General features: G+C 56.9%; 19 protein-coding genes. 9 read left to right on the top strand and 10 right to left on the bottom strand.

Annotated features, from left to right (window positions below; all coding sequences use genetic code 11):
- The first annotated feature begins 132 nt into the window (after positions 1 to 132).
- Positions 133 to 1,092, top strand: coding sequence for a DUF2336 domain-containing protein (locus tag PHA01_RS02805; RefSeq protein WP_271893197.1), 960 nt, complete (start codon positions 133 to 135; stop codon positions 1,090 to 1,092).
- Here PHA01_RS02805 and PHA01_RS02800 read toward each other — a convergent pair.
- The 5 genes from PHA01_RS02800 to PHA01_RS02780 form a co-directional block, all read right to left on the bottom strand.
- Complete coding sequence (locus PHA01_RS02800; RefSeq protein WP_271893196.1) at positions 1,089 to 1,436, bottom strand: DUF1491 family protein; 348 nt, start codon at positions 1,434 to 1,436, stop codon at positions 1,089 to 1,091. The two genes, PHA01_RS02805 and PHA01_RS02800, sit on opposite strands and share 4 nt — an antisense overlap.
- A 223-nt stretch (positions 1,437 to 1,659) precedes the next feature.
- Positions 1,660 to 2,532, bottom strand: coding sequence for a peptidoglycan-binding domain-containing protein (locus PHA01_RS02795; RefSeq protein ID WP_271893194.1), 873 nt, complete (start codon positions 2,530 to 2,532; stop codon positions 1,660 to 1,662).
- A complete protein-coding gene (locus PHA01_RS02790) occupies positions 2,507 to 4,315 on the bottom strand; it encodes a sensor histidine kinase (RefSeq protein ID WP_271893192.1) in 1,809 nt (602 codons plus the stop codon). The genes PHA01_RS02795 and PHA01_RS02790 overlap by 26 nt, the downstream gene beginning before the upstream one ends.
- Positions 4,316 to 4,670: 355 nt before the next feature.
- Positions 4,671 to 4,997 carry a MocE family 2Fe-2S type ferredoxin gene (locus PHA01_RS02785; protein ID WP_271893190.1) on the bottom strand — a complete coding sequence of 109 codons (327 nt, stop codon included), beginning with the start codon at positions 4,995 to 4,997 and terminating at the stop codon, positions 4,671 to 4,673.
- A 20-nt stretch (positions 4,998 to 5,017) separates the two neighbouring features.
- On the bottom strand, positions 5,018 to 6,076 hold the full coding sequence (locus tag PHA01_RS02780; RefSeq protein WP_271893189.1) for a fatty acid desaturase: 1,059 nt from the start codon (positions 6,074 to 6,076) through the stop codon (positions 5,018 to 5,020).
- 130 nt (positions 6,077 to 6,206) lie between these two features.
- Between PHA01_RS02780 and PHA01_RS02775 the strand changes: the two genes are divergently transcribed.
- Entirely contained in the window at positions 6,207 to 7,238 is a 1,032-nt protein-coding gene (locus tag PHA01_RS02775; RefSeq protein WP_271893188.1) for a LacI family DNA-binding transcriptional regulator, read from the top strand.
- Positions 7,239 to 7,332: 94 nt separating this feature from the next.
- Here PHA01_RS02775 and PHA01_RS02770 read toward each other — a convergent pair whose 3' ends face one another.
- Positions 7,333 to 8,358, bottom strand: coding sequence for a methyltransferase (locus PHA01_RS02770; protein ID WP_417020889.1), 1,026 nt, complete (start codon positions 8,356 to 8,358; stop codon positions 7,333 to 7,335).
- 279 nt (positions 8,359 to 8,637) lie between these two features.
- On the opposite strand from PHA01_RS02770, the gene PHA01_RS02765 reads away from it, so the two are divergent.
- Together PHA01_RS02765 and PHA01_RS02760 are read left to right on the top strand one after the other, a co-directional pair.
- Positions 8,638 to 9,096 (top strand): DUF5330 domain-containing protein, encoded by a 459-nt coding sequence (locus PHA01_RS02765; RefSeq protein WP_271893186.1) that lies wholly within the window; start codon positions 8,638 to 8,640, stop codon positions 9,094 to 9,096.
- A gap of 57 nt (positions 9,097 to 9,153) precedes the next feature.
- Positions 9,154 to 9,594, top strand: coding sequence for a SufE family protein (locus PHA01_RS02760; protein WP_224505514.1), 441 nt, complete (start codon positions 9,154 to 9,156; stop codon positions 9,592 to 9,594).
- On the opposite strand, the gene PHA01_RS02755 is transcribed toward PHA01_RS02760, so the two are convergent.
- Together PHA01_RS02755 and PHA01_RS02750 are read right to left on the bottom strand one after the other, a co-directional pair.
- The gene (locus PHA01_RS02755; RefSeq protein ID WP_271893184.1) at positions 9,591 to 10,385 is read right to left on the bottom strand and encodes a DUF6456 domain-containing protein; all 795 of its coding nucleotides are present in this window, start codon (positions 10,383 to 10,385) and stop codon (positions 9,591 to 9,593) included. The genes PHA01_RS02760 and PHA01_RS02755 overlap by 4 nt on opposite strands.
- Positions 10,382 to 10,831 (bottom strand): helix-turn-helix domain-containing protein, encoded by a 450-nt coding sequence (locus PHA01_RS02750; RefSeq protein ID WP_271893183.1) that lies wholly within the window; start codon positions 10,829 to 10,831, stop codon positions 10,382 to 10,384. Before PHA01_RS02750 ends, PHA01_RS02755 begins: the two co-directional genes overlap by 4 nt.
- Positions 10,832 to 11,030: 199 nt before the next feature.
- On the opposite strand from PHA01_RS02750, the gene PHA01_RS02745 reads away from it, so the two are divergent.
- Positions 11,031 to 11,330 (top strand): cytoplasmic protein, encoded by a 300-nt coding sequence (locus PHA01_RS02745; RefSeq protein WP_271893941.1) that lies wholly within the window; start codon positions 11,031 to 11,033, stop codon positions 11,328 to 11,330.
- Positions 11,331 to 11,524: 194 nt separating this feature from the next.
- Positions 11,525 to 13,225: a calcium-binding protein gene (locus tag PHA01_RS02740; RefSeq protein WP_271893182.1), complete on the top strand. Its 1,701-nt coding sequence runs from the start codon at positions 11,525 to 11,527 to the stop codon at positions 13,223 to 13,225.
- Positions 13,226 to 13,444: 219 nt separating this feature from the next.
- Here the strand turns inward: PHA01_RS02740 and PHA01_RS02735 are convergent, their stop codons facing one another.
- Positions 13,445 to 13,882 (bottom strand): Ros/MucR family transcriptional regulator, encoded by a 438-nt coding sequence (locus tag PHA01_RS02735; RefSeq protein ID WP_112527519.1) that lies wholly within the window; start codon positions 13,880 to 13,882, stop codon positions 13,445 to 13,447.
- 396 nt (positions 13,883 to 14,278) lie between these two features.
- Between PHA01_RS02735 and msrB the strand changes: the two genes are divergently transcribed.
- Entirely contained in the window at positions 14,279 to 14,683 is a 405-nt protein-coding gene (msrB, locus tag PHA01_RS02730) for a peptide-methionine (R)-S-oxide reductase MsrB (RefSeq protein ID WP_271893181.1), read from the top strand.
- Positions 14,684 to 14,771: 88 nt separating this feature from the next.
- On the top strand, positions 14,772 to 16,877 hold the full coding sequence (locus PHA01_RS02725) for a S9 family peptidase (protein ID WP_271893180.1): 2,106 nt from the start codon (positions 14,772 to 14,774) through the stop codon (positions 16,875 to 16,877).
- Between the two features lie 359 nt (positions 16,878 to 17,236).
- On the opposite strand, the gene PHA01_RS02720 is transcribed toward PHA01_RS02725, so the two are convergent.
- A complete protein-coding gene (locus PHA01_RS02720) occupies positions 17,237 to 17,506 on the bottom strand; it encodes a hypothetical protein (protein WP_271893178.1) in 270 nt (89 codons plus the stop codon).
- A gap of 269 nt (positions 17,507 to 17,775) precedes the next feature.
- Here PHA01_RS02720 and PHA01_RS02715 point away from each other — a divergent pair, with 269 nt between their 5' ends.
- The gene (locus PHA01_RS02715) at positions 17,776 to 18,111 is read left to right on the top strand and encodes a metallophosphoesterase (protein ID WP_271893177.1); all 336 of its coding nucleotides are present in this window, start codon (positions 17,776 to 17,778) and stop codon (positions 18,109 to 18,111) included.
- Positions 18,112 to 18,222 lie beyond the last annotated feature (111 nt).

The following is an 18,222-nucleotide window of genomic DNA, read 5'->3' as shown; positions in this document are numbered from 1 at the left end:
CGCCAATGCCTACGCGCGCACGATTTGCGCCATAATTTTCATTAGCCCACCGATGGTTAACGGGTTGCTAACGCTTCACGGCTAATTTTAGCCATTGTTTAACCTCGTACTGCGTCTCGTGGAGTTGTGTTCGTGAAGTATCCTGAGTTTCGGGCGCTTGAAGACCGCAGTAGCGGCAGCAAGGCTGACGATCTCCTCACCGCGTCGATTACTGCCTTCTGCTGCGTCGCAAGACCGGCAAAGAGCGATGCGCAGCAGCTCGAGGACCTCGCGGTTCCGCTCCTCGCCCTCGCCTCGCAGCGGGTGCGGCGCCATGCGGCCGCCGCCCTGTCGGAATTTTCCCATGCACCGAAACGGCTTGTCATCGCGCTTGCGGAGGACGAGGTGGATATATCTGCGCCGCTTCTGTTGCGCTCGCCGGTTCTGAATACGTCCGACCTGATCGACATCGTCGCACATAAGGGCCTTGGCCATGCACGGGCGATCGCGCGGCGCGAGATCACCGATCCCGAACTTCTGCGCGTGCTGCATGGGTTCAACGACCCTGCCATTGAACGCGCTTTGACGCCTCAATTGAATTTCGGCCATGGCAGGGAAAGCGGCATGCCAGATACCCTCTCGACCCAGGAATCGCCGCGCCTGCGCGAAACGCGTGAGGCTTTGAAGGCGCTGATGCGGGACAGCGATGCCGGCTTCTCCAGCGATCAGGCTTTGGCCGAACATCTTGTCGATGCGGCTCTTCTCGACCAGACCACCTTCTTCGAACAGGAATTAGCCAAGGCGCTTGACCTCGATACCGACAGCACAAAACGCATCATCGGCCATGGCCTGAACGCAGAACTGACGATCGCGCTGGCATCGCTCGGGCTTTCTGCCGAGGCCGCGCATCTCGTCCTCACCGGGCTGTTCGGCCTCGTCCACAAGGATCTGCATTCGCTGCGCCTCTTCGTGCAATCCTATCGCCAGATCGATCAGGAAAAAGCAGAGGGAACCGTCGAGCGCTGGAAGGCCAAGGAAAACTCGCAGAAACTACGGCAGAAACTGCGCGAGATGGCCGCGGACTTCGAGAACGGCGCCCGCAAGGTTTCCTAGTCTTTCGCGACTGGAAACAGCTCGCCCCTGTCCCCGCGATAATCCTCGATCTCGACGATCCACAAATCCCGATCCCAACGCTTCTGCTTTTCCAGATCGTCATTGATTTCCATTTCGGCCACGCCGGTCTTCAATGGTGTGAACAACCGCTCATCGGGCTTGGTTTCATCATAGACCATCTGCGGTGCGGGTCCGAACAGATCATATGAACCGTCAGCATTGCGAAACTTGATGAAGATCGCGCCCGCTTCCGCCGCGCCTTTATTGCTCAAGGCAGCGAATGCACCGGAGCCGTTCACGCGCCTGACCAGTGCGGCAACCCAGAATTCAGATGTCAGGCGCATGAGGTTTCTCTCAATTCGGGCGATGCAGTCGATGCCGATTATCTCTCCCCTTGTGGGAGAGAAAGGATTTACCTGGATTTAGCCTCTTTGCTAAATCCTTGGAAAATCCAAGTGAGGGGATAGTTCAATGAAGCAAATCCCCTCTCTGGCGATTTCTAGCACTTAGCTAGGGCTAAGATGCTGAAATCGCTTTCTCCCCCACAAGGGGGGAGATAGCCAGAGCTCAATTTATTAAACCTATTTCCTGCATCTTGGCGAGGAGCTTTTGATCCGGCTCGCCCGTCACCGGCAGACGGAACAGCTTCTGGAATTCGCTCACAGCACTTTTGGTGGAGGCGCCGACCTTGCCATCTATCTCGACCATGTCATTGCCGAATGCACGAAGGCCCGCCTGAACCCGTACAATCTCTGCGGGCGACAATCCGTCAGCGCTTGCGACGGCTGCATTGTCTTGCGCTGGACTGGTCGAAACCTTTTGGATCGTAGCCTTTTCTTGCGTCTGTTCCGGCTTCTTCTCCGGTATGGCAATGCTCGCGGTGGTCTCGCTGGCATTGTCAACAGCCTGCTCGGGTTCGATACCCATGGCGGCCGTGGCCTTGCGATAGGCATCGATGGCCGCACGGGTGCCTTTACCTGAAATCCCGTCGACAGTGCCGCTATAAAAACCAAGCGCCAGCAGTTTCTGCTGCAGTTTGGCAACTTCCGGATCGCCGCCTGGCGCCAGAACCGGGTCGCTATTGATCGCGGCGGCAATCGGGTCGGGGCTCTGCGGAATGGGAACAGATTTTACCTTGCGAATGGGCGCGTCGGCTGATTGTGCCTGCGAGGTACCGCCCGGCAACGAAATATTGCTTTGCTTGATGGGTTTGAAAACGAGTTCCGGCCGCGTGCGGAAGAACACGCCTTCATGCACATGCGGCTGATACCAGAGCGCATTGGCGGAAATGAAACCGAGCGTCACCAGGAAGGCCGTCGTGCCGCCGGCAATACCGGGATTGCTGGCGATCAGACTGCCGGTTGCGAAAACAGCCACGGCGAACTTGCCCCGCCTCGGAGCGCGCCGCTTGCCGCTAGGCCGACTTACGGGCTTCCTCATGGGAACCTCCCTCGATATCGCTTTCGATCTTGAATTCGACAATGTTCGCCTCGTCCGAAAAATGCTCGATCACCGGACCGTCCAGGGGGATGCGCACGTCTACGACGGTGCCCTGCCCCGGAGTGCTCTTGATCCTCATCTCGCCGTCATGCAGCCCGACAAGGCCCTTGACCGTGGCAAGGCCAAGGCCCGTACCCTCGTGATTGCGCGTGTAATCGTTTTGCACCTGCCGGAATGGCTGGCCCAAGGTCTTGAGGTCCGCCTCGGCGATGCCAATGCCCGTATCGCTGACGGAGAATGCCAGCATGTTGTCTTCAATCAGCGCATCGATGGTGACGACGCCGCCGCTTTCGGTAAACTTGATGGCGTTGGAAACCAGGTTGATCAGCACCTGGTTGATCGCGCGGCTATCGGCAACGACATTGCCGATCCGAGGGCTGACGCGGTCGCACAGGGTCACGCCTTTTTGCGAGGCCTGGTGCGCCATCATGTCGTGCACCATGGTCACGGCATTCTTGAAGGCAAAGCTCTCCGTGAAGATCGGATAGGTGCCCGCTTCGATCTTCGATACATCGAGAATGGCGTTGACGACCGAAAGGAGATGATTGCCTGACTGGTTTACAAGTTCCACGTACTCACGCTGGCGTCCGGCCGGCAGCTTGCCGCAAATCTCCTGCAGCAGCACATCGGAAAAGCCAATGATGGAATTCAGCGGTGTGCGCAGTTCATGGCTGACCGAAGCAAGGAAACGACCCTTGGCGATTTCGGCGGTTTCGACCTCACGGCGCGCAATTAACAGCGCATTGCGGTCAGCCACGGCCTGTGAAATATCGGTCGCGACAACGACAAAACCTGCGTCCTGGCTATGCGGAACGGCGCGCAGGCGATAGGTGGCGAAGCGCACGCTATGGGCATGTTTTGATGTCGCGCCCGGTGCAACACAACGCAGCTTGATCTCGGCTGTCGCACTCGAAGCGCCGCTCTTCATATCCGACACGAAACTCAAAAACGCAACGCGATCCGACACATGCACGCGGTCAAGCAGCGGCGTTCCAACCAGCAGATTGCGTGCGATGCCGAACTGGTCCTGCGCATTGGGCGACAGCGAGAGAATGAGCCCATCTGTCCCAAGACTGAACACGACGCCGTCGATAGCGTTCTCCAGATCGGCCACGCGATCATCGCGGCGGGCAGCAGCGCTGAGGGCAGCGAGAGTGCTGGCTGTTCTGACAATGAGTGTCGCCAGATAACCCAATGAAGCAAGCAGCACCAAGGGCGACAATGTCACGCTTTCACCTGCCCGCATCGCAACGATGAAGAGTATTGCGAGCACCCCGGCGGCAATCCCAGCCGGCAGGCGAATGGATTTGTCATTGCGGCAGACAAACCAGGTTTCGAGAGGAATGGCCGCAGCCATGATCCAAAGCAGCAAATTCGTCGACTGTGCGGTGACACCGATTGCGGCGACAGACAAGGAATAGACTGCGAGTGCACTCACGCCGACCGACGCACTGTTTTTCGATACCGAAAGCGCACCGCAAAAGATCATCGGAAGCGCCAGAACGCCGGCAACAAGGCTCAGTACCGCATCGAGTTCACCCGCGATCGAGTGGCTGGTAATCAGTGCGACAGCCAGTATCAGCGGCATGCCGAGAAACGCGCCGGCCATGCGCGCGTCCCGCTCGGCGGTGGCACCACCAGCTGCGGACGGACTGACCCAGCGCTTGCACAGGCGTTTGTAGCCTGCCGCAATTTTCGACTGTGTGACGGAGTGGATCGGCACCAACTTTTTCCTGCTTTCCGCGAAATCCGGCCGGAGCCGGATAAGTCGCGGTCATTTCCCGAATGTTCTCTGCAACATTCCTGTCGGCGTTAACTTTTGCAGATGAGGCTTTAAGGAAAGGATAAAGCCGGGCGCCCGGACGCCATGCGAACCGTGTTTCAAGCGATTGTGACGGTCATGGTAAATGAAGGGTTTCGGCTTTGAGCAGCTTTGCCGTCCGAATGGCAAAACATCGGTTTCGCGAACCGCTTTGGGGGATAATGATTCGTACGGATTATGCTATCAGTTCGCATATCCGGATTTCGTCAAGGCCGACTCGGATGGCCGGCCTCGCCTGCTTCACTGTGAAAACCTCTTACAGGGCAATCAGGATTTTGCCGTCTTCGACTTTCACCGGGTACGTCCTCAAATTGACGCAGACGGGCGCGCCCTTGGCCTGGCCTGTCCGATAATCAAAGCGCCCATTGTGCTTCGGACATTCGATGACATGGTCCATCACCAGTCCGTCGGCAAGATGGACCTGTTCATGCGTGCAAAGCCCATCGGTCGCATAGTATTTGTCTTCGGGCGAACGATAGATCGCAAAGGTCCTGCCGTTGTGATCGAAGCGAACGACATCCTCCTCATCGATATCGTCGGCCTCGCAAGCCATGATCCAGTTTTCGGTATCAACGCTGCTCATCGTCTTCCTCCTCGGTTGTTTTATTCTGCGGCCACGGCGTGCATCGGCAGCGGACGGCGGACGTACCAGCTCGGGTCTTTCACTTGTCGCAAGACGGCGGGAATGATTTCTGCATAGCAGGCCCACAGGCCCTCGTAGGCGGGCGGGCACTCGTCCTTGATCATCTCATGCAGCTTGGGAAGATTATAAAACGGCACCATCGGAAACATGTGATGCTCCACGTGGTAGTTCATGTTGATATACATAAAGCGGAAGACCGGATTGGTTTTCCAGGTGCGCGTGCTCAGACGATGATCGCGAATATCCTCCTGCATGCCGGCGTGCTGCGTGAGGTTAAAGAACTGGGCCATGAAGCCGCCGTAGAACCGGGGCAGGACCACGAACATCGCCGGCAGGATCGATTGCGTCAAAACGCACGCAACGATGACGGCAATGAATACCGCGACAACGGCTCGCGATGACCAGAAGACCTTGCGTTTCTCTCCTTCCGGAATGAAGTGGCGTCCCTCCTCGTTCAGGCTTCCGAATGCATGACGCACGATAGAGGCGATCTGGGTCAGTCCCGACTTGATGAAGAAGAGATCGAGGAACATGCCCATGATGTCGGGCGGCCGCGGGACGGCGATCTCCGGGTCGCGACCGACGAAAAGCGTTTCCGTGTGGTGGCGCGAATGGCTCCAGCGCCAGTAATGCCCTTCATGCAGGGTCATGAAGCCGTTCAGATGATAGAGAATCTCGTTGATCCGGCGCGTCTTGAACGGGGTGCCATGGGACAACTCATGCGCATGATGGTCGGCCATGGAATAGACCAGCCCGTAGACAATGAAGGCTGGAATGCACCACCAGGTATCCCACGTCACGTAGGCTACGATCCCGGAACCGACGAGAAGCGCCAGCCAAATTCCGAAATGTCTGAGACCTGCAGCATCCGACCGCTTGATGAGCTGCTTGAATTCCTTTCGATCTACGTTCGCCGAAAACCATTCGGCCTCGACCTTCTCCTCGAAGGCATCGCCCGTTATGACAGCGGCACCGTCGGCGTTGCCCACCAAGGCATAACTTCGAATTCCATCACGCATTTTCTGCCTCCCTGACGAACCTGGAAAATACGTCGACAGGCACGCTCAGACAATTGGAATGAAATATTTCCTTTCAAAAACTGTCCGTTTGAGCGACAATTGCGTGAAAGAATTATTTCATGGAGCTTACATGCGCCGTCCCAACATGACCACGCTCGCAAAGGAAGCCGGAGTCGGCCTTTCTACAGTCGACAGGGTGTTGAACGGCCGTGCCGATGTGCGGGCGGAAACCGCCAGTCGCGTTTTGGAAGCAGCCGAGAGAATCGGGTTCTATGCCACGCCGCTGCTGCGCCAGCGGTTGAAGACCGATCTGCCCCAAAAGACTTTCGCGTTTCTTCTCCAGCAGAAGACGACGGCGTTTTACGAACTGCTGGGAACTGCACTCCAGGAAGCCGTTGAAAGCAGCCCCTCGATCCGTGGAAAAGCGATCGTCGAGTTCATGGATGACCTTACGCCCGGAGCTGTTGCCGAGACGCTGAGACGCGTCGGTCGTGGCGCTGACGGCGTCGCCATCGTCGCGGCGGACCATCCGAGCGTTACGGCCGCCATCGACGAACTGGCGGCCAGACGCATCCCGGTCATCGCGATGATCTCGGATTTGACTGCTCCATCGCGCGCCGGTTATGTCGGTCTCGACAACAGAAAGGTCGGCCGAACCGCAGGCTGGCTTCTTGCAAATATGATCCCCGCCCCGTCTTCGGTGGCAATTTTCGTGGGCAGTCACCGCTATCTCTGCCAGGAAGCCTGTGAGATCGGCTTCCGGGCTTTCTTGCGCGAGAATGCGCCACATCTTCATCTTCTCGAACCAGTTGCTACATTCGAGAGTGACCAGTTCGCGTACGAGGCAACCCTCGACCTCGTCAAGCGGCATGAAAGCGTCAAAGGCGTCTATGTCGCCGGTGGTGGTATCGGAGGAGTGATGGCGGCGATGAAAGAGCTTGAAGCCGACAAGCGCCCTCGGGTTATCGGCCACGATCTAACGGAAGCGACAAGTGCTGGCCTCGTCAGCGGCACGCTCGAGGCGGTCCTTTCTCATCCCATTAAAGAAATTGCCAAGGAAACTCTAGAAATCCTTATCGCCCGCACCTCAGCGGCGCTCGATGCACCAGGCGTCACGCACCAAATTCTGCCAATGCAGATATTTACGCCAGAAAGTGTCTAGTAATGCGGCGCGGAGGCGTATTTTCTTTCATTCGACACCGATTACAACACGTTCGCGCCAAGTCTAAAGCAACCAATAGCTATATCGCGACAAGCTATTTTAATCCGATCACCATCGAATCCGGGCCGACAAGCGGTTCGACCCGCGTTTTTGAAAATCCGACTTCGTGCATCCAGGCCTGGCAGTCTTCTCCAGTGTAGTCGAACCCACCAGCAGTTTCGATCAGCATATTCAAGCTCATCAAAAGACCGAAAGCATTTTCCCGGCGATCATCATCGATGATGGCATCGTAAACAACGACTGCGCCACCTTTCGGAAGAGCATCAAATGCCTTGCTTAGAAGCGTCTTTTTCTGTGCGAGGTCCCAATCATGAAGGATGTGACCCATGACGATGACATCAACTTTCGGCAGAGGATCCTCAAAGAAATCTCCTCCCTGAAACCGCACTCGGTCCTCCACCCCGCGGTGAGCAATAAATTCTTCGAAGACTGGCTTGACCGAGGGAAGATCGAAGCCAATGCCGGTGAGGTGGGGATGGGCTTGGGCAAGAGTGGCGGGTACCATGCCCTGAGCCGAGCCAAGATCCATGACGGTTTTGTAGTCTCTCCATGGGAAGCCGCCGGCAATGGCGTGGGCCGCACCCGCGCTTATTCCACTCATCGCGCTCAGAAATCCTCGCAATCGTTCCGGATCGGCATAAATTGCCGCAAAGAAGTTTTCTCCTCCGCCCTTCGCCTCGTTCTGCAATTCGCCGGTGCGCAGGGCCTTTGTCAGCGATCCCCAGAAGCCATAGAGCCGGGCATTTGCCATCTCCAGGATACCGCCGATATAGGATGGCTTGGCTCGATCGAGAAAGATCTCCGTGTCTGCGGTGTTGCTATAGATGCCGTTCTCGCGCTCCAGCAACTTGAGAGCCACCAACGCATCGAGAAAGTCTCGAGCTGATCGCTGATGCAGCGCAAGTTTACTTTGAAGCGTCGGCAGGTCGGCCGGCGCATTCGCCAAGGTGCTAAATACGCCTAGTTCGACAGCACTCAAGAGCGTTTTGGATGCCCAAAAGCCCATACCAACCTGCATGATATGTTCTGGTGTTGCTGTGCTCACGACTTCATCCTCCATTAGCTGTTACCTGGTACACCAGGTGGTGGCGGGGTGCCTCTAGGGTGTCATTTCAACAGCGGTAAAGCAATTACCGTCATAGGATCCGGCGCGGCAACGGCGAAACTGAGCGAAAGGTTCGCATGGCTGTCGCCTCAACCCCGCCTACCCTCAGCAGTTATTAATCGTTCGTTTCTATGATCGTTCAAATGCAGAAATGCGTCTCAACGGGTTTTTGCCGGATCTGTGTCAGTGTCCACCACGAAGGGTTGAATAGCGACGCTATAGAGGACTACTGAAATGTTCTTTCTGATCAGGTTTGCGATCAAGTTCTGCTTCTGGATGATGCTGATCTCCTTGTTCATTCCCGTGGACTCGAAGGACAATCTTCAGGGCGCGGGTCAGCCCGGCCCGATCGAGGCTCTTCTGGCTGCACAGGAGACGATCAGCGATCTCAGCGATTTCTGCACCCGCAAGCCACAGGCATGCGAAACCGGCAAGGCCGCACTCTCCAATGCCGGCGTCCGCGCAGGCGAGGTCGCGAAGGTCGGCTATGAGTATCTGGATGCGCGCATGGGCGAGAATTCGAAGAAACCCGGCGCCCAAAACGCCGATACGGAATCCGGCCAGGGAGACGCCATAAAGGCGAAACTGCGCGAAATGGCCTTGCGCGAAATTCTGGATGCCGCCACCCGCCAGCGCGAAGAGGCGAACGAGGTCGACGACAAGACCCAGACCGGGACCGTCTCCCGGAAGTGATCGAGCTTTTTTGTTTCAGGCGGTGACGTAGAGCATTCAAATCACTATATGTGATGCATGGCACAGACAATTGACGATATTTTTGCTGATTTTGACTTTCTCGATGACTGGGAAGATCGCTATCGCTATGTCATCGATCTCGGCCGCGACCTGAAGCCCTACCCGGAAGAGGCGCGGGATGCCGCTCATAAAGTCAGGGGCTGCGTCAGCCAGGTGTGGCTGAAGAGCACGCTTAACAGTGACACCGATCCCGTCATCGAGTTCGTCGGCGATTCCGACGCGCATATCGTGCGCGGCCTCGTCGCCATCATGATGGTGCTCTATTCGGGCAAGCGCGCTTCCGAGATCATGGCGATCAACCCCGAAGCAATATTGAAGAAACTCGGCCTCGACGAACATCTGACGCCGCAGCGGTCCAATGGCCTGCGCGCCATGATCGGTCGCATCCGCGGCGAGGCCCAGAATGCCCTCGCCCCCGCTGAGGTCACGCAGCATTAACTCCGAATCTCGGGCCGGTAATCCTCCGTGCCCCAGTGAATGATCCGCGGGCTTCTTCGCGTAAGGGCCGGCGGATGATAGTGTCGGTCGAGTACCGCCAGAGCAGTCTTCAGGATCAGTTTTGCCGATCGCACCGGCCATTGCCGTTCGCGCTCGACAGTCTCCAGCCCTTTCAAGAAGCAGCAAACGTCGATCAGCACGCCAGACAGTTCCGGTCCGACCGCCTCCAATGCCCTCTCGACACGCTGGCGCGCCGCGAGTGCCGCATCGGTGATCTCCAGCACACCATTCGCGCGTGAACCGGACCCGGTGACGTCCCAGTTGACGCCGATCGATGGCATGAGATTGCCAAGTGTGAAATCCGATCGCAGCCGCTCGCCCGCCGTGAACGCCTCATCGTTGATCAGCGGCAGGCCCTTTGCATCCTTGCGCTTACGCAGCATCGCCAGCGGCGACTCCGCGTCATTGCTGCGCACCCGCACTGACCCGCTCGCATCGGCAATGGCAATTATCGCTTCGCTGCGATGCTGCCCGGCGTAAGGGTCGTTCGTGCATTCGAGACGGCGAAGCCAGGTGCGCCCCGCATCGCTGATCGAGACCTTGCCGTTGCTCGAAGCCCCGAGACCCTGGCTCAGTGCGAACTTCACAACGTTTGGTGTCGCGGAAATCGTGCCATAGGCGCTGCTTTCCAGCACCAGCCTGTCAAAACTTTGCGTCTCGACGATTTCGGCGGCACCTTTGGCAATAAAACGCAGCAGCCGTGCAATTTCCTTGCTGGCTGGTTCAATCACGCGCGCAGTCTCCCGCTTTCGACGTAGGCTACCCGGATGATGTTTTCTATCGTCTGGATGATGCGGTCGAATTCCAGATCCTCGCGCATGTCCTCGACCAGATGGCAGGCATGGTTGACCGTGCTGCGATCGCGGCCGAAGGCGCGCCCCACTTCGCTCATGGTCAACGCCAGTGTGACATGCGCCACATACATGCCGACTTGTCGCACCCTTGCCACTGAACGCTCACAGCGCGAATGGGAACGCAGATCCCGGCCGCTCACATTGAAAAAAGCCGACAGAATGTCGAGGACTCCGTCGCATAGCTGAAAAAGGCGCTCATCAACCGGCGCCTCCTCGTCGACCACCACAGACCGCTTGAAACGGCGTCGTCTCGGCTTCAGCGTATCGGTGACGGCTCGGGCTTCGGCTCCAGCGCGGATCAGACAGGGCAAACTCGAAGACATTCTCACTCCACTTTTCGGTCGTAGGAATATCTTCTTATATTGGAACGAGCAAGAGTGTGGATAAGTTTTCCCGCACCCCGTTGTTAACCGCCTGTTATCAATATATTTTTTGTTTCAGTATCAACTTTTATAGGAGTTTTATCCTACATCACCAGTGTTTGGCCATACTGCGTCTATCCCTCAAACAAGGAATGGACGCATGTGGGCACTCGATTGGACCAAACAACGGAGCGCGTTTATCGCGGCAAAGGACAAGCATGCCAGCGAGGCGCGGCAGCGCCTGGTTCTGCAGATATTCTGCAACGCCGATCTGGAGGGATTGATCGCGCAGGATGATGAGACAAAGACTCACCTATGCAGGCGGCTGAAGCGCCTGATCGAGCGTGAGCGCCTCAAAGGCGTCAAAGGCCACTGGAGCTACGATCTCAATCGCCACATTGGATTGAAGCAGGCGCTCGACACATTGAAGTCATCGATGCGGGAAGCTGAGCGGAAATAATCCTTTTGGACTATATAGTATTTATTTGCAAATACCAGGAGTTATATTTGATGTAATAAGATTTTACTTTTGGATTAGCCGTAATTTTACTTTTGGATTAGCCGTATAAGTCACATTGTTTAGGCGCAGTTGCAGGGTTGACAGGCCACCGCTTTGGCGACCGCCCTCGCGACGCATATTCGGGAGGGTAAATCATGTCCGTGATCATAGATCTGCTCAATCTTTTGAAAATTCACATCGACGGCCCGCAAGGTCACGTTCTCGAGGGCGATGCCCTGGTCAATGTACTTGTTGGCACTGGCGGTGACGATTATGTCGAGGGCAAGGGACTTGCCGATGTTCTGTCCGGCGGGGCCGGCATCGATACCCTTGGCTATATGTCCTCGAATGCCGGCGTCAATGTCGACTTGACCCCCAATCTGCTTGGCCTCGTGACTTTGGCAAGCGGCGGCCACGCGACGGGAGACATCATCACTGCGGATTTCGAGAATCTCATCGGTTCGAATTTTAATGACACGCTGAAAGGGACGAACGGCACCAACACGATCGCCGGGCTTGCCGGCAACGACAGTATCTATGGCCGGGATGGCGATGATATCCTGATCGGCGGTGCCGGTGCGGATAATCTCGACGGCGGCAATGGTTTTGACATCGCCGATTATTCCTCCAGCGCTGCAGGCATCCATCTTGTCGCCGATGCGGCGGGCGGTTGGACCGGCACCGGCGGCGATGCGCAGGGTGACACGCTGGTCGGGATCGAAGAAATCATCGGTACGCATGGCGACGATATCATCGACGACTCCGCCGCAACGACCCCCGTTTTCATCGATGGAGGCGGTGGCAACGACACGGAATATGGCGGCAGTGGCAATGACATATTCATTATCGAACCCGGAACCAGTCATGACTTTGGCGGCGCAGGCGACGATACATTCACCTTCAACGATCACACGTTTGAAGGCGCCTCAACAGATCCGGACCATCCTTCGGATCTGGGTGAGTTCGACGGCGGTGACGGCGACACTTTGATCGATTTCAGTGGGGTGCACGGTGATGTCAAGATCGAGTTGACAGCAGCCCCCCCGCCCCCGGAAGGCGAGATTGGTATTTTCGCAACCGCTATTGAATACGGGTTGATAGCACAACTCATCACCCAAATCGAACTCGCAACGGTCGCCAAAGTTATAGGTGCTGCGAACGTGAAATTTGGTGACGGGAATGACACCTTTAATGGAACGGACATGGACGACTCAGCGATGGGTGGCGGCGGCAATGATCTGCTCGAAGGCAAAGGCGGCGCTGACAAGCTCGACGGTGGTGCCGGAATCGATACAGCCAGTTATGCCAGCTCCGGCGCGGCCGTGACTGTCAATCTTTCCTCAAGCGGTCCACAATCTGGCGGCCATGCCGAGGGCGACACGCTGATATCCATCGAAAATCTCATCGGCAGTGGCTTTAACGACACGCTGACCGGCTCCGCCGTCGCCAACAACATCAAGGGCGGCGATGGCAATGATACGATTTCTGGCGGCGACGGCAATGACATGCTGCAAGGCGGCGACGGCCGGGATCTCCTGACGGGCGGTAGCGGCAATGACAGTTTTGTCTATGCTGCCATCTCGGGGAGTCCCTCCAGCGCTGACGAAACGACGCTCGATCAGATCACGGATTTCTTCCGTGGGGAGGACAAGATCGACCTGTCGGCTTTTACCGGCACGGCCACCTTCGTCACCGGCGGTTTCACCGGTGTCGCCGGGCAGGTGCATGTCGTCGTCCCGTCGGGAACAGCGGGCTTTGACCGAATGGAACTCGACACTAACGGCAACGGTACTGCCGATCTGGCTGTGCTGGTCAACCATCAGACCAGTTGGTCGGCGGCTGATTTCGTGCTGTGACATTTGCGCCCTGACGGGAGCGCGGCGTGGCCATACGCCATGTCGTGCTCCTGCCACATCGGAGATCACCCGCAAACGCAAAACGGCGCCTCTCGGCGCCGCTTCGTCATTATATCAAAGACCTGCTCAGCGGTCTCTTGCGCTTACACCCAAGATGCCGGACCACCGGAAACACATAAAAACCGCGCATCAGGTGTGCATCGGGGTTGGCAAAGGCCTTTAAGCGGCCTTCTTGCGCTTGCGGCCAAGGCCCATATTCTTTGCCAGGCGCGAACGGGCTGCTGCGTAATTCGGAGCGACCATCGGATAGGAAGGATCGAGGTCCCACTTCTCACGATACTGTTCAGGGGTCAAATTGTAGTGCGTCATCAGATGGCGCTTCAACGACTTGAACTTTTTGCCGTCTTCGAGGCAGACAATAAAATCATCCGCGACAGACTTTTTCGGATTGATAGCTGGCTTGGGTTTTTCCTGGATGGCAGTTACGGCTTCCAGACCACCGCCAACCCGGCCAAGAGCTGCATGAACATCAGAGATGAGGCCGGGCAGATCGCCGGCCGGGACTGAGTTGTTGCTCACATAAGCAGCAACCAATTCCGCTGTGAGTTCCAGCAGCACGTCACTACCAGTTGTGTTTGAATTGTCGAACGTGGTCATCTAAGTCCAATTCCTTCGTCTAATTTGAAATCTGGATAGGTAGATTAAAATCACCAATATAAAGTCGATAACAGGCGAAGTCTCCTACGCCATTGGTAACAATCTATTCCGGATTTCGTTGAAAATGTCAAATCAATACTTTGCCTACGAAAGAAATATTTCAAATAATCCCCAGGACAGAGATTAACCGTAAGCAGCAGGAGATAGACCCAAGAAAGCCGGAACCTGAATGCCCACGCAGTAACAAGAATGCGTATGCAAAAGGATTTGCGGCATACCACTAAGACAAAAAATGGCAAAAATGAGGAATGCCGCGCAATACTTGAAGCATTCTATAATAACAGATATTGCGATGTGTAGTGTTCATCCCTACATTTGGACAAAAAGGAACCAACGATGAACACAAAGACATTCAAGGTCGTTAAAACAGACGCCGAGTGGCGTGAACAGCTCACGCCGGAACAATATCAGATCACCAGAAATCACGGGACGGAGCGCGCCTTTTCCAGTCCGAACTTCGACAGCAAACTCAAGGGACTATACAAGTGCGTCTGCTGCGATCGTCCGCTCTATCGCTCTGAAACCAAATATGAATCCGGCACCGGCTGGCCGAGTTTCACTGCCCCTATCGAGCCTGATGCGGTCAATGCGATCGAGGATCGCTCCTATGGCATGGTGAGAACGGAAATAAAATGTGCGGATTGCGATGCGCATCTCGGCCATGTGTTCCCGGACGGCCCTCCCCCTGCCGGCCTGCGTTATTGCATGAATGGCAATGCGTTAGTCTTTGATCAGGATTGACCAGCCGGTAACTTGCTTTACACCTCTTAACGATTGCCCCCTCCGGCGGATTCTTCGATCCGCCGGGTCACTGTCGAAAGTTTTTTCCATGACCAATCCGTCCCGTTTTTTGAGCATCCCTGCGCCGCAATCCGACAAGCGCCCCATATCCGATACGCGCCACGGCATCACCCGCACAGACGATTACGCCTGGATGCGTGCTGACAACTGGCAGGACGTTTTTCGCGACCCTTCCACGCTGGATCCGGCGATTCGCACCCATCTCGAAGCGGAAAACGCTTACCAGTCATCGTTGATGGCCGACACCAAGGATCTTCAGGTGAGGCTTTTCGACGAGATGAAGGGCCGGATCAAGGAGGATGATTCCTCGGTTCCGTCCAAAGACGGGCCGTACGCCTACGGAACCTCCTACAAGACCGGCGGCCAGCAGCCCCGCTTTTTCCGTACGCCGCGCGATGGCGGCGCGGAGACCATGCTGCTTGACGGCGATCTCGAAGGCGAAGGCAAGGCCTATTTCCGGCTTGCCTCGGCGGATCACTCTCCCGATCACAGCAAGATGATCTGGGGCTTCGATGACAAGGGTTCAGAGTTCTTCACGCTGAAGGTGCGCGATCTCGCGACCCTTCAGGATACCGCCGAGACGGTCAGCGATACATCCGGTGGTGGCGTGTGGAATGCCCAGTCGAATGGCTTTTATTATACACGCGTCGATGCCAATCATCGCCCGTCCCGCCTGTTCTACCATAAGCTCGGCCAGCCCGAGAGCGAGGACCGCCTGATCCACGAGGAGAAAGACCCCGGTTTCTTCCTCGGCGTCGGTGGTAGCACGCTCAATGATTTTGTTTTCATCGATATCCACGATCACGAAACCTCGGAAATGTGGCTGCTGCCGGCCAATGACGATACCGCCGAACCGAAACTCGTCATCGAACGGCAGACAGGCGTCGAATACAGCCTTACCGAGGGCGGCGATGTCTTCTACATCCTTACGAATGCCGATGGCGCCAAGGATTTCAAGATCATGAGCGCGCCGGTGAACGCGCCGGAAAAGGCAAACTGGACCGAGGTCGTTGCCCACAAGGCCGGACGCCTGCTCCTCGGCCACTCGGCCTACAGCAATCATCTCGTCTGGCTCGAGCGTGAGAACGGCTTGCCGCGCATCATGATCCGCGACCGCCATTCGGGCGAGCAACATTCGATATCGTTTGATGAAGAAGCCTATGCGCTTGGTCTGCAGGGCAGCGCCGAATATGATACGGAGATCATCCGCTTCTCCTATTCGTCCATGACCACGCCGACCCAGCTCTACGATTACAATATGCGCACGCGCGAGCGCACGCTTCTAAAAACGCAGGAAGTTCCTTCCGGGCACAATCCGGACGACTACATCACGCGCCGCCTGCTCGCCCCGGCGCTGGATGGCGAGATTGTTCCCATCTCAATCGTCTATCATCGCGACACAAAGATCGACGGCTCGGCCCCTTGCCTGCTTTACGGCTATGGCTCCTATGGCATCACCATTCCGGCAAGCTTCAACACCAATTGCCTGTCCCTCGCCGATCGTGGCTTCATCTATGCCATAGCCCATATCCGCGGTGGCAAGGACAAAGGCTATGACTGGTACGAAAACGGCAAGCGTCTGAAGAAGAAGAACACCTTCACCGATTTCATCGCCGCGTCCGAACACCTCGTCGCGGCAGGGTTCACCAGCCATGACCGCATCGTCGCGCAGGGTGGTTCGGCGGGCGGCTTGTTGATGGGGGCCATCGCCAACATGGCGCCAGGCAATTTTGGCGGCGTCATTGCCGAAGTGCCCTTCGTCGATGTCATCAATACCATGCTCGACGACACGCTGCCGCTCACCCCACCGGAATGGACCGAATGGGGCAATCCCATCACCTCTGCCACCGACTACGCCTACATGGCCTCCTATTCGCCCTATGACAACATCGTCGCGCAGGCTTATCCGCCGATCCTTGCCGTCGCTGGCCTCACCGACCCGCGTGTGACCTACTGGGAACCGGCGAAATGGGTGGCAAAGCTGCGGGAGATCAAGACGGACGAAAATCCGGTGCTTTTCCGCATCAATATGGATGCCGGACATGCCGGTGCCTCGGGGCGCTTCTCGCGATTGGAAGAGGTCGCCTATGTCTATGCCTATGCGCTGAAGCTGGTCGGAAAAGCTGGCGTTTGAGCTGAAAGGACGTGCACGTGGCGCTTGCCGCGAGGGTCTGTAGTAACAGTTACGTACTGTCCTTCGCCCGTCCTGCATGTCAACTTCTCCCCGGGATCGCATTCCCCAGGGAGAGGTTCGATGTTCGAAGAAACCAGAAAATATACAGACCGCAGAGGCGGCCTGTTTATAACCATGCTTTGTATGGCCGGCGTTTTCGCCGGTGCCGCAGCCGCCCAGCAACCAACCGCAGCGCAGCAGAGCGCCATCAAATCCGCCTGCCGATCCGATTTCATGGCGCAATGTTCGGGTGTGCAACCGGGAGGCAAAGCCGCGCTCACCTGTCTGCAGCAGCATAACTCGTCACTTTCGGCCGCTTGTCAGTCCGCACTAGCGGCGATCGGTGGAGCAAAATCCGCGCCGGCGGCATCTTCAACCGGCACGGCAACCGCCCCGGCCGCAACCGCCCCGGCCGCAACCGCGACTGCTCCCGCCGCAGCTGCACCCGCCGCGACAGCGATGCCCGCGCCGTCTTTCACGCCACGCCAGGAGATGATGATCGTGCGCCAATCGTGCGGCCCTGATTTCCGGAGGCTCTGCAGTTCGGTCGCCTTGGGCGGGGGGCGCGGTATTGCATGCCTGAGGAACAATCTCGCCCGCTTGTCACCGACCTGTCAGAAGGTACTGACAGCAGGACGTTAGCGTCTCACGTGCCTTTCACTTCGCCGTGCTGCGGCGTCCGCGCACTTACCTGCGCGTTGAAATGAGCTATAAATACACGACGCCCGCTCAGAGCCTGACACGTGAGCATCGGAGCGCAGGAAAGCGCCATCTGCAGCCTGCCTTGGCGAATTTACGTTCAGGCTCTCAGGGAATTCGGACGCTTGGGTTTGTTCTTGAATAGCCTCGGAGATTGTAAATGAAGAGAAGCGCATTCGCCCTGTTACTCGGCCTCGGTTTCCTGGCGCAGCCCATTCTTGCTTTCACCGGCATGTCGCAAGCACAGGCTGTTCGCAAGAATGTCAGCGAATATGCCGGCCAGCGCTGCAACACGCCGCCGCGCGGCTCCGGGATCATCCTCGGGCAATATACCGGCACGACAGACAACCCCATCCTTTCCATGGGCGGCGACAATACGACGGTCTCGTTCTTTCGTTGCTTCACCTCGATGCAAGAGTGTCAAGGCTGGCTCTACACCTTGCGCAGCAAATACACCGATGGAAACTCCGTGCTGATCAGTTGCAAGAAGAGATAGGTCTGCCGCGAGGTTCGCGGCGCCGGATGTAGCTCCTCGATCCTGCATATAGTTGGTAAAAAGGGCCGGTGGAGCGATCCACCGACCTTTCGATCTGTATATCGAGCGTAA

The organism is Candidatus Phyllobacterium onerii (assembly GCF_028331445.1).
GTDB lineage: Bacteria > Pseudomonadota > Alphaproteobacteria > Rhizobiales > Rhizobiaceae > Phyllobacterium > Phyllobacterium onerii.
Note: the sequence above shows the minus strand (reverse complement) of the source record. Positions and strands in the feature narration are given on the sequence as shown.

Bases quoted from the DNA above. Each gene is read 5' to 3' on its own strand.
- PHA01_RS02740 (WP_271893182.1), top strand. From the start codon at position 11,525: ATGTCCGTGATCATAGATCTGCTCAATCTTTTGAAAATTCACATCGAC.
- PHA01_RS02725 (WP_271893180.1), top strand. From the start codon at position 14,772: ATGACCAATCCGTCCCGTTTTTTGAGCATCCCTGCGCCGCAATCCGAC.
- PHA01_RS02795 (WP_271893194.1), bottom strand. From the start codon at position 2,532: ATGAGGAAGCCCGTAAGTCGGCCTAGCGGCAAGCGGCGCGCTCCGAGG.
- PHA01_RS02715 (WP_271893177.1), top strand. From the start codon at position 17,776: ATGAAGAGAAGCGCATTCGCCCTGTTACTCGGCCTCGGTTTCCTGGCG.
- PHA01_RS02780 (WP_271893189.1), bottom strand. From the start codon at position 6,076: ATGCGTGATGGAATTCGAAGTTATGCCTTGGTGGGCAACGCCGACGGT.
- PHA01_RS02765 (WP_271893186.1), top strand. From the start codon at position 8,638: ATGTTCTTTCTGATCAGGTTTGCGATCAAGTTCTGCTTCTGGATGATG.
- PHA01_RS02770 (WP_417020889.1), bottom strand. From the start codon at position 8,358: ATGGAGGATGAAGTCGTGAGCACAGCAACACCAGAACATATCATGCAG.
- PHA01_RS02745 (WP_271893941.1), top strand. From the start codon at position 11,031: ATGTGGGCACTCGATTGGACCAAACAACGGAGCGCGTTTATCGCGGCA.
- msrB (WP_271893181.1), top strand. From the start codon at position 14,279: ATGAACACAAAGACATTCAAGGTCGTTAAAACAGACGCCGAGTGGCGT.
- PHA01_RS02785 (WP_271893190.1), bottom strand. From the start codon at position 4,997: ATGAGCAGCGTTGATACCGAAAACTGGATCATGGCTTGCGAGGCCGAC.
- PHA01_RS02760 (WP_224505514.1), top strand. From the start codon at position 9,154: ATGGCACAGACAATTGACGATATTTTTGCTGATTTTGACTTTCTCGAT.
- PHA01_RS02800 (WP_271893196.1), bottom strand. From the start codon at position 1,436: ATGCGCCTGACATCTGAATTCTGGGTTGCCGCACTGGTCAGGCGCGTG.
- PHA01_RS02750 (WP_271893183.1), bottom strand. From the start codon at position 10,831: ATGTCTTCGAGTTTGCCCTGTCTGATCCGCGCTGGAGCCGAAGCCCGA.
- PHA01_RS02775 (WP_271893188.1), top strand. From the start codon at position 6,207: ATGCGCCGTCCCAACATGACCACGCTCGCAAAGGAAGCCGGAGTCGGC.
- PHA01_RS02735 (WP_112527519.1), bottom strand. From the start codon at position 13,882: ATGACCACGTTCGACAATTCAAACACAACTGGTAGTGACGTGCTGCTG.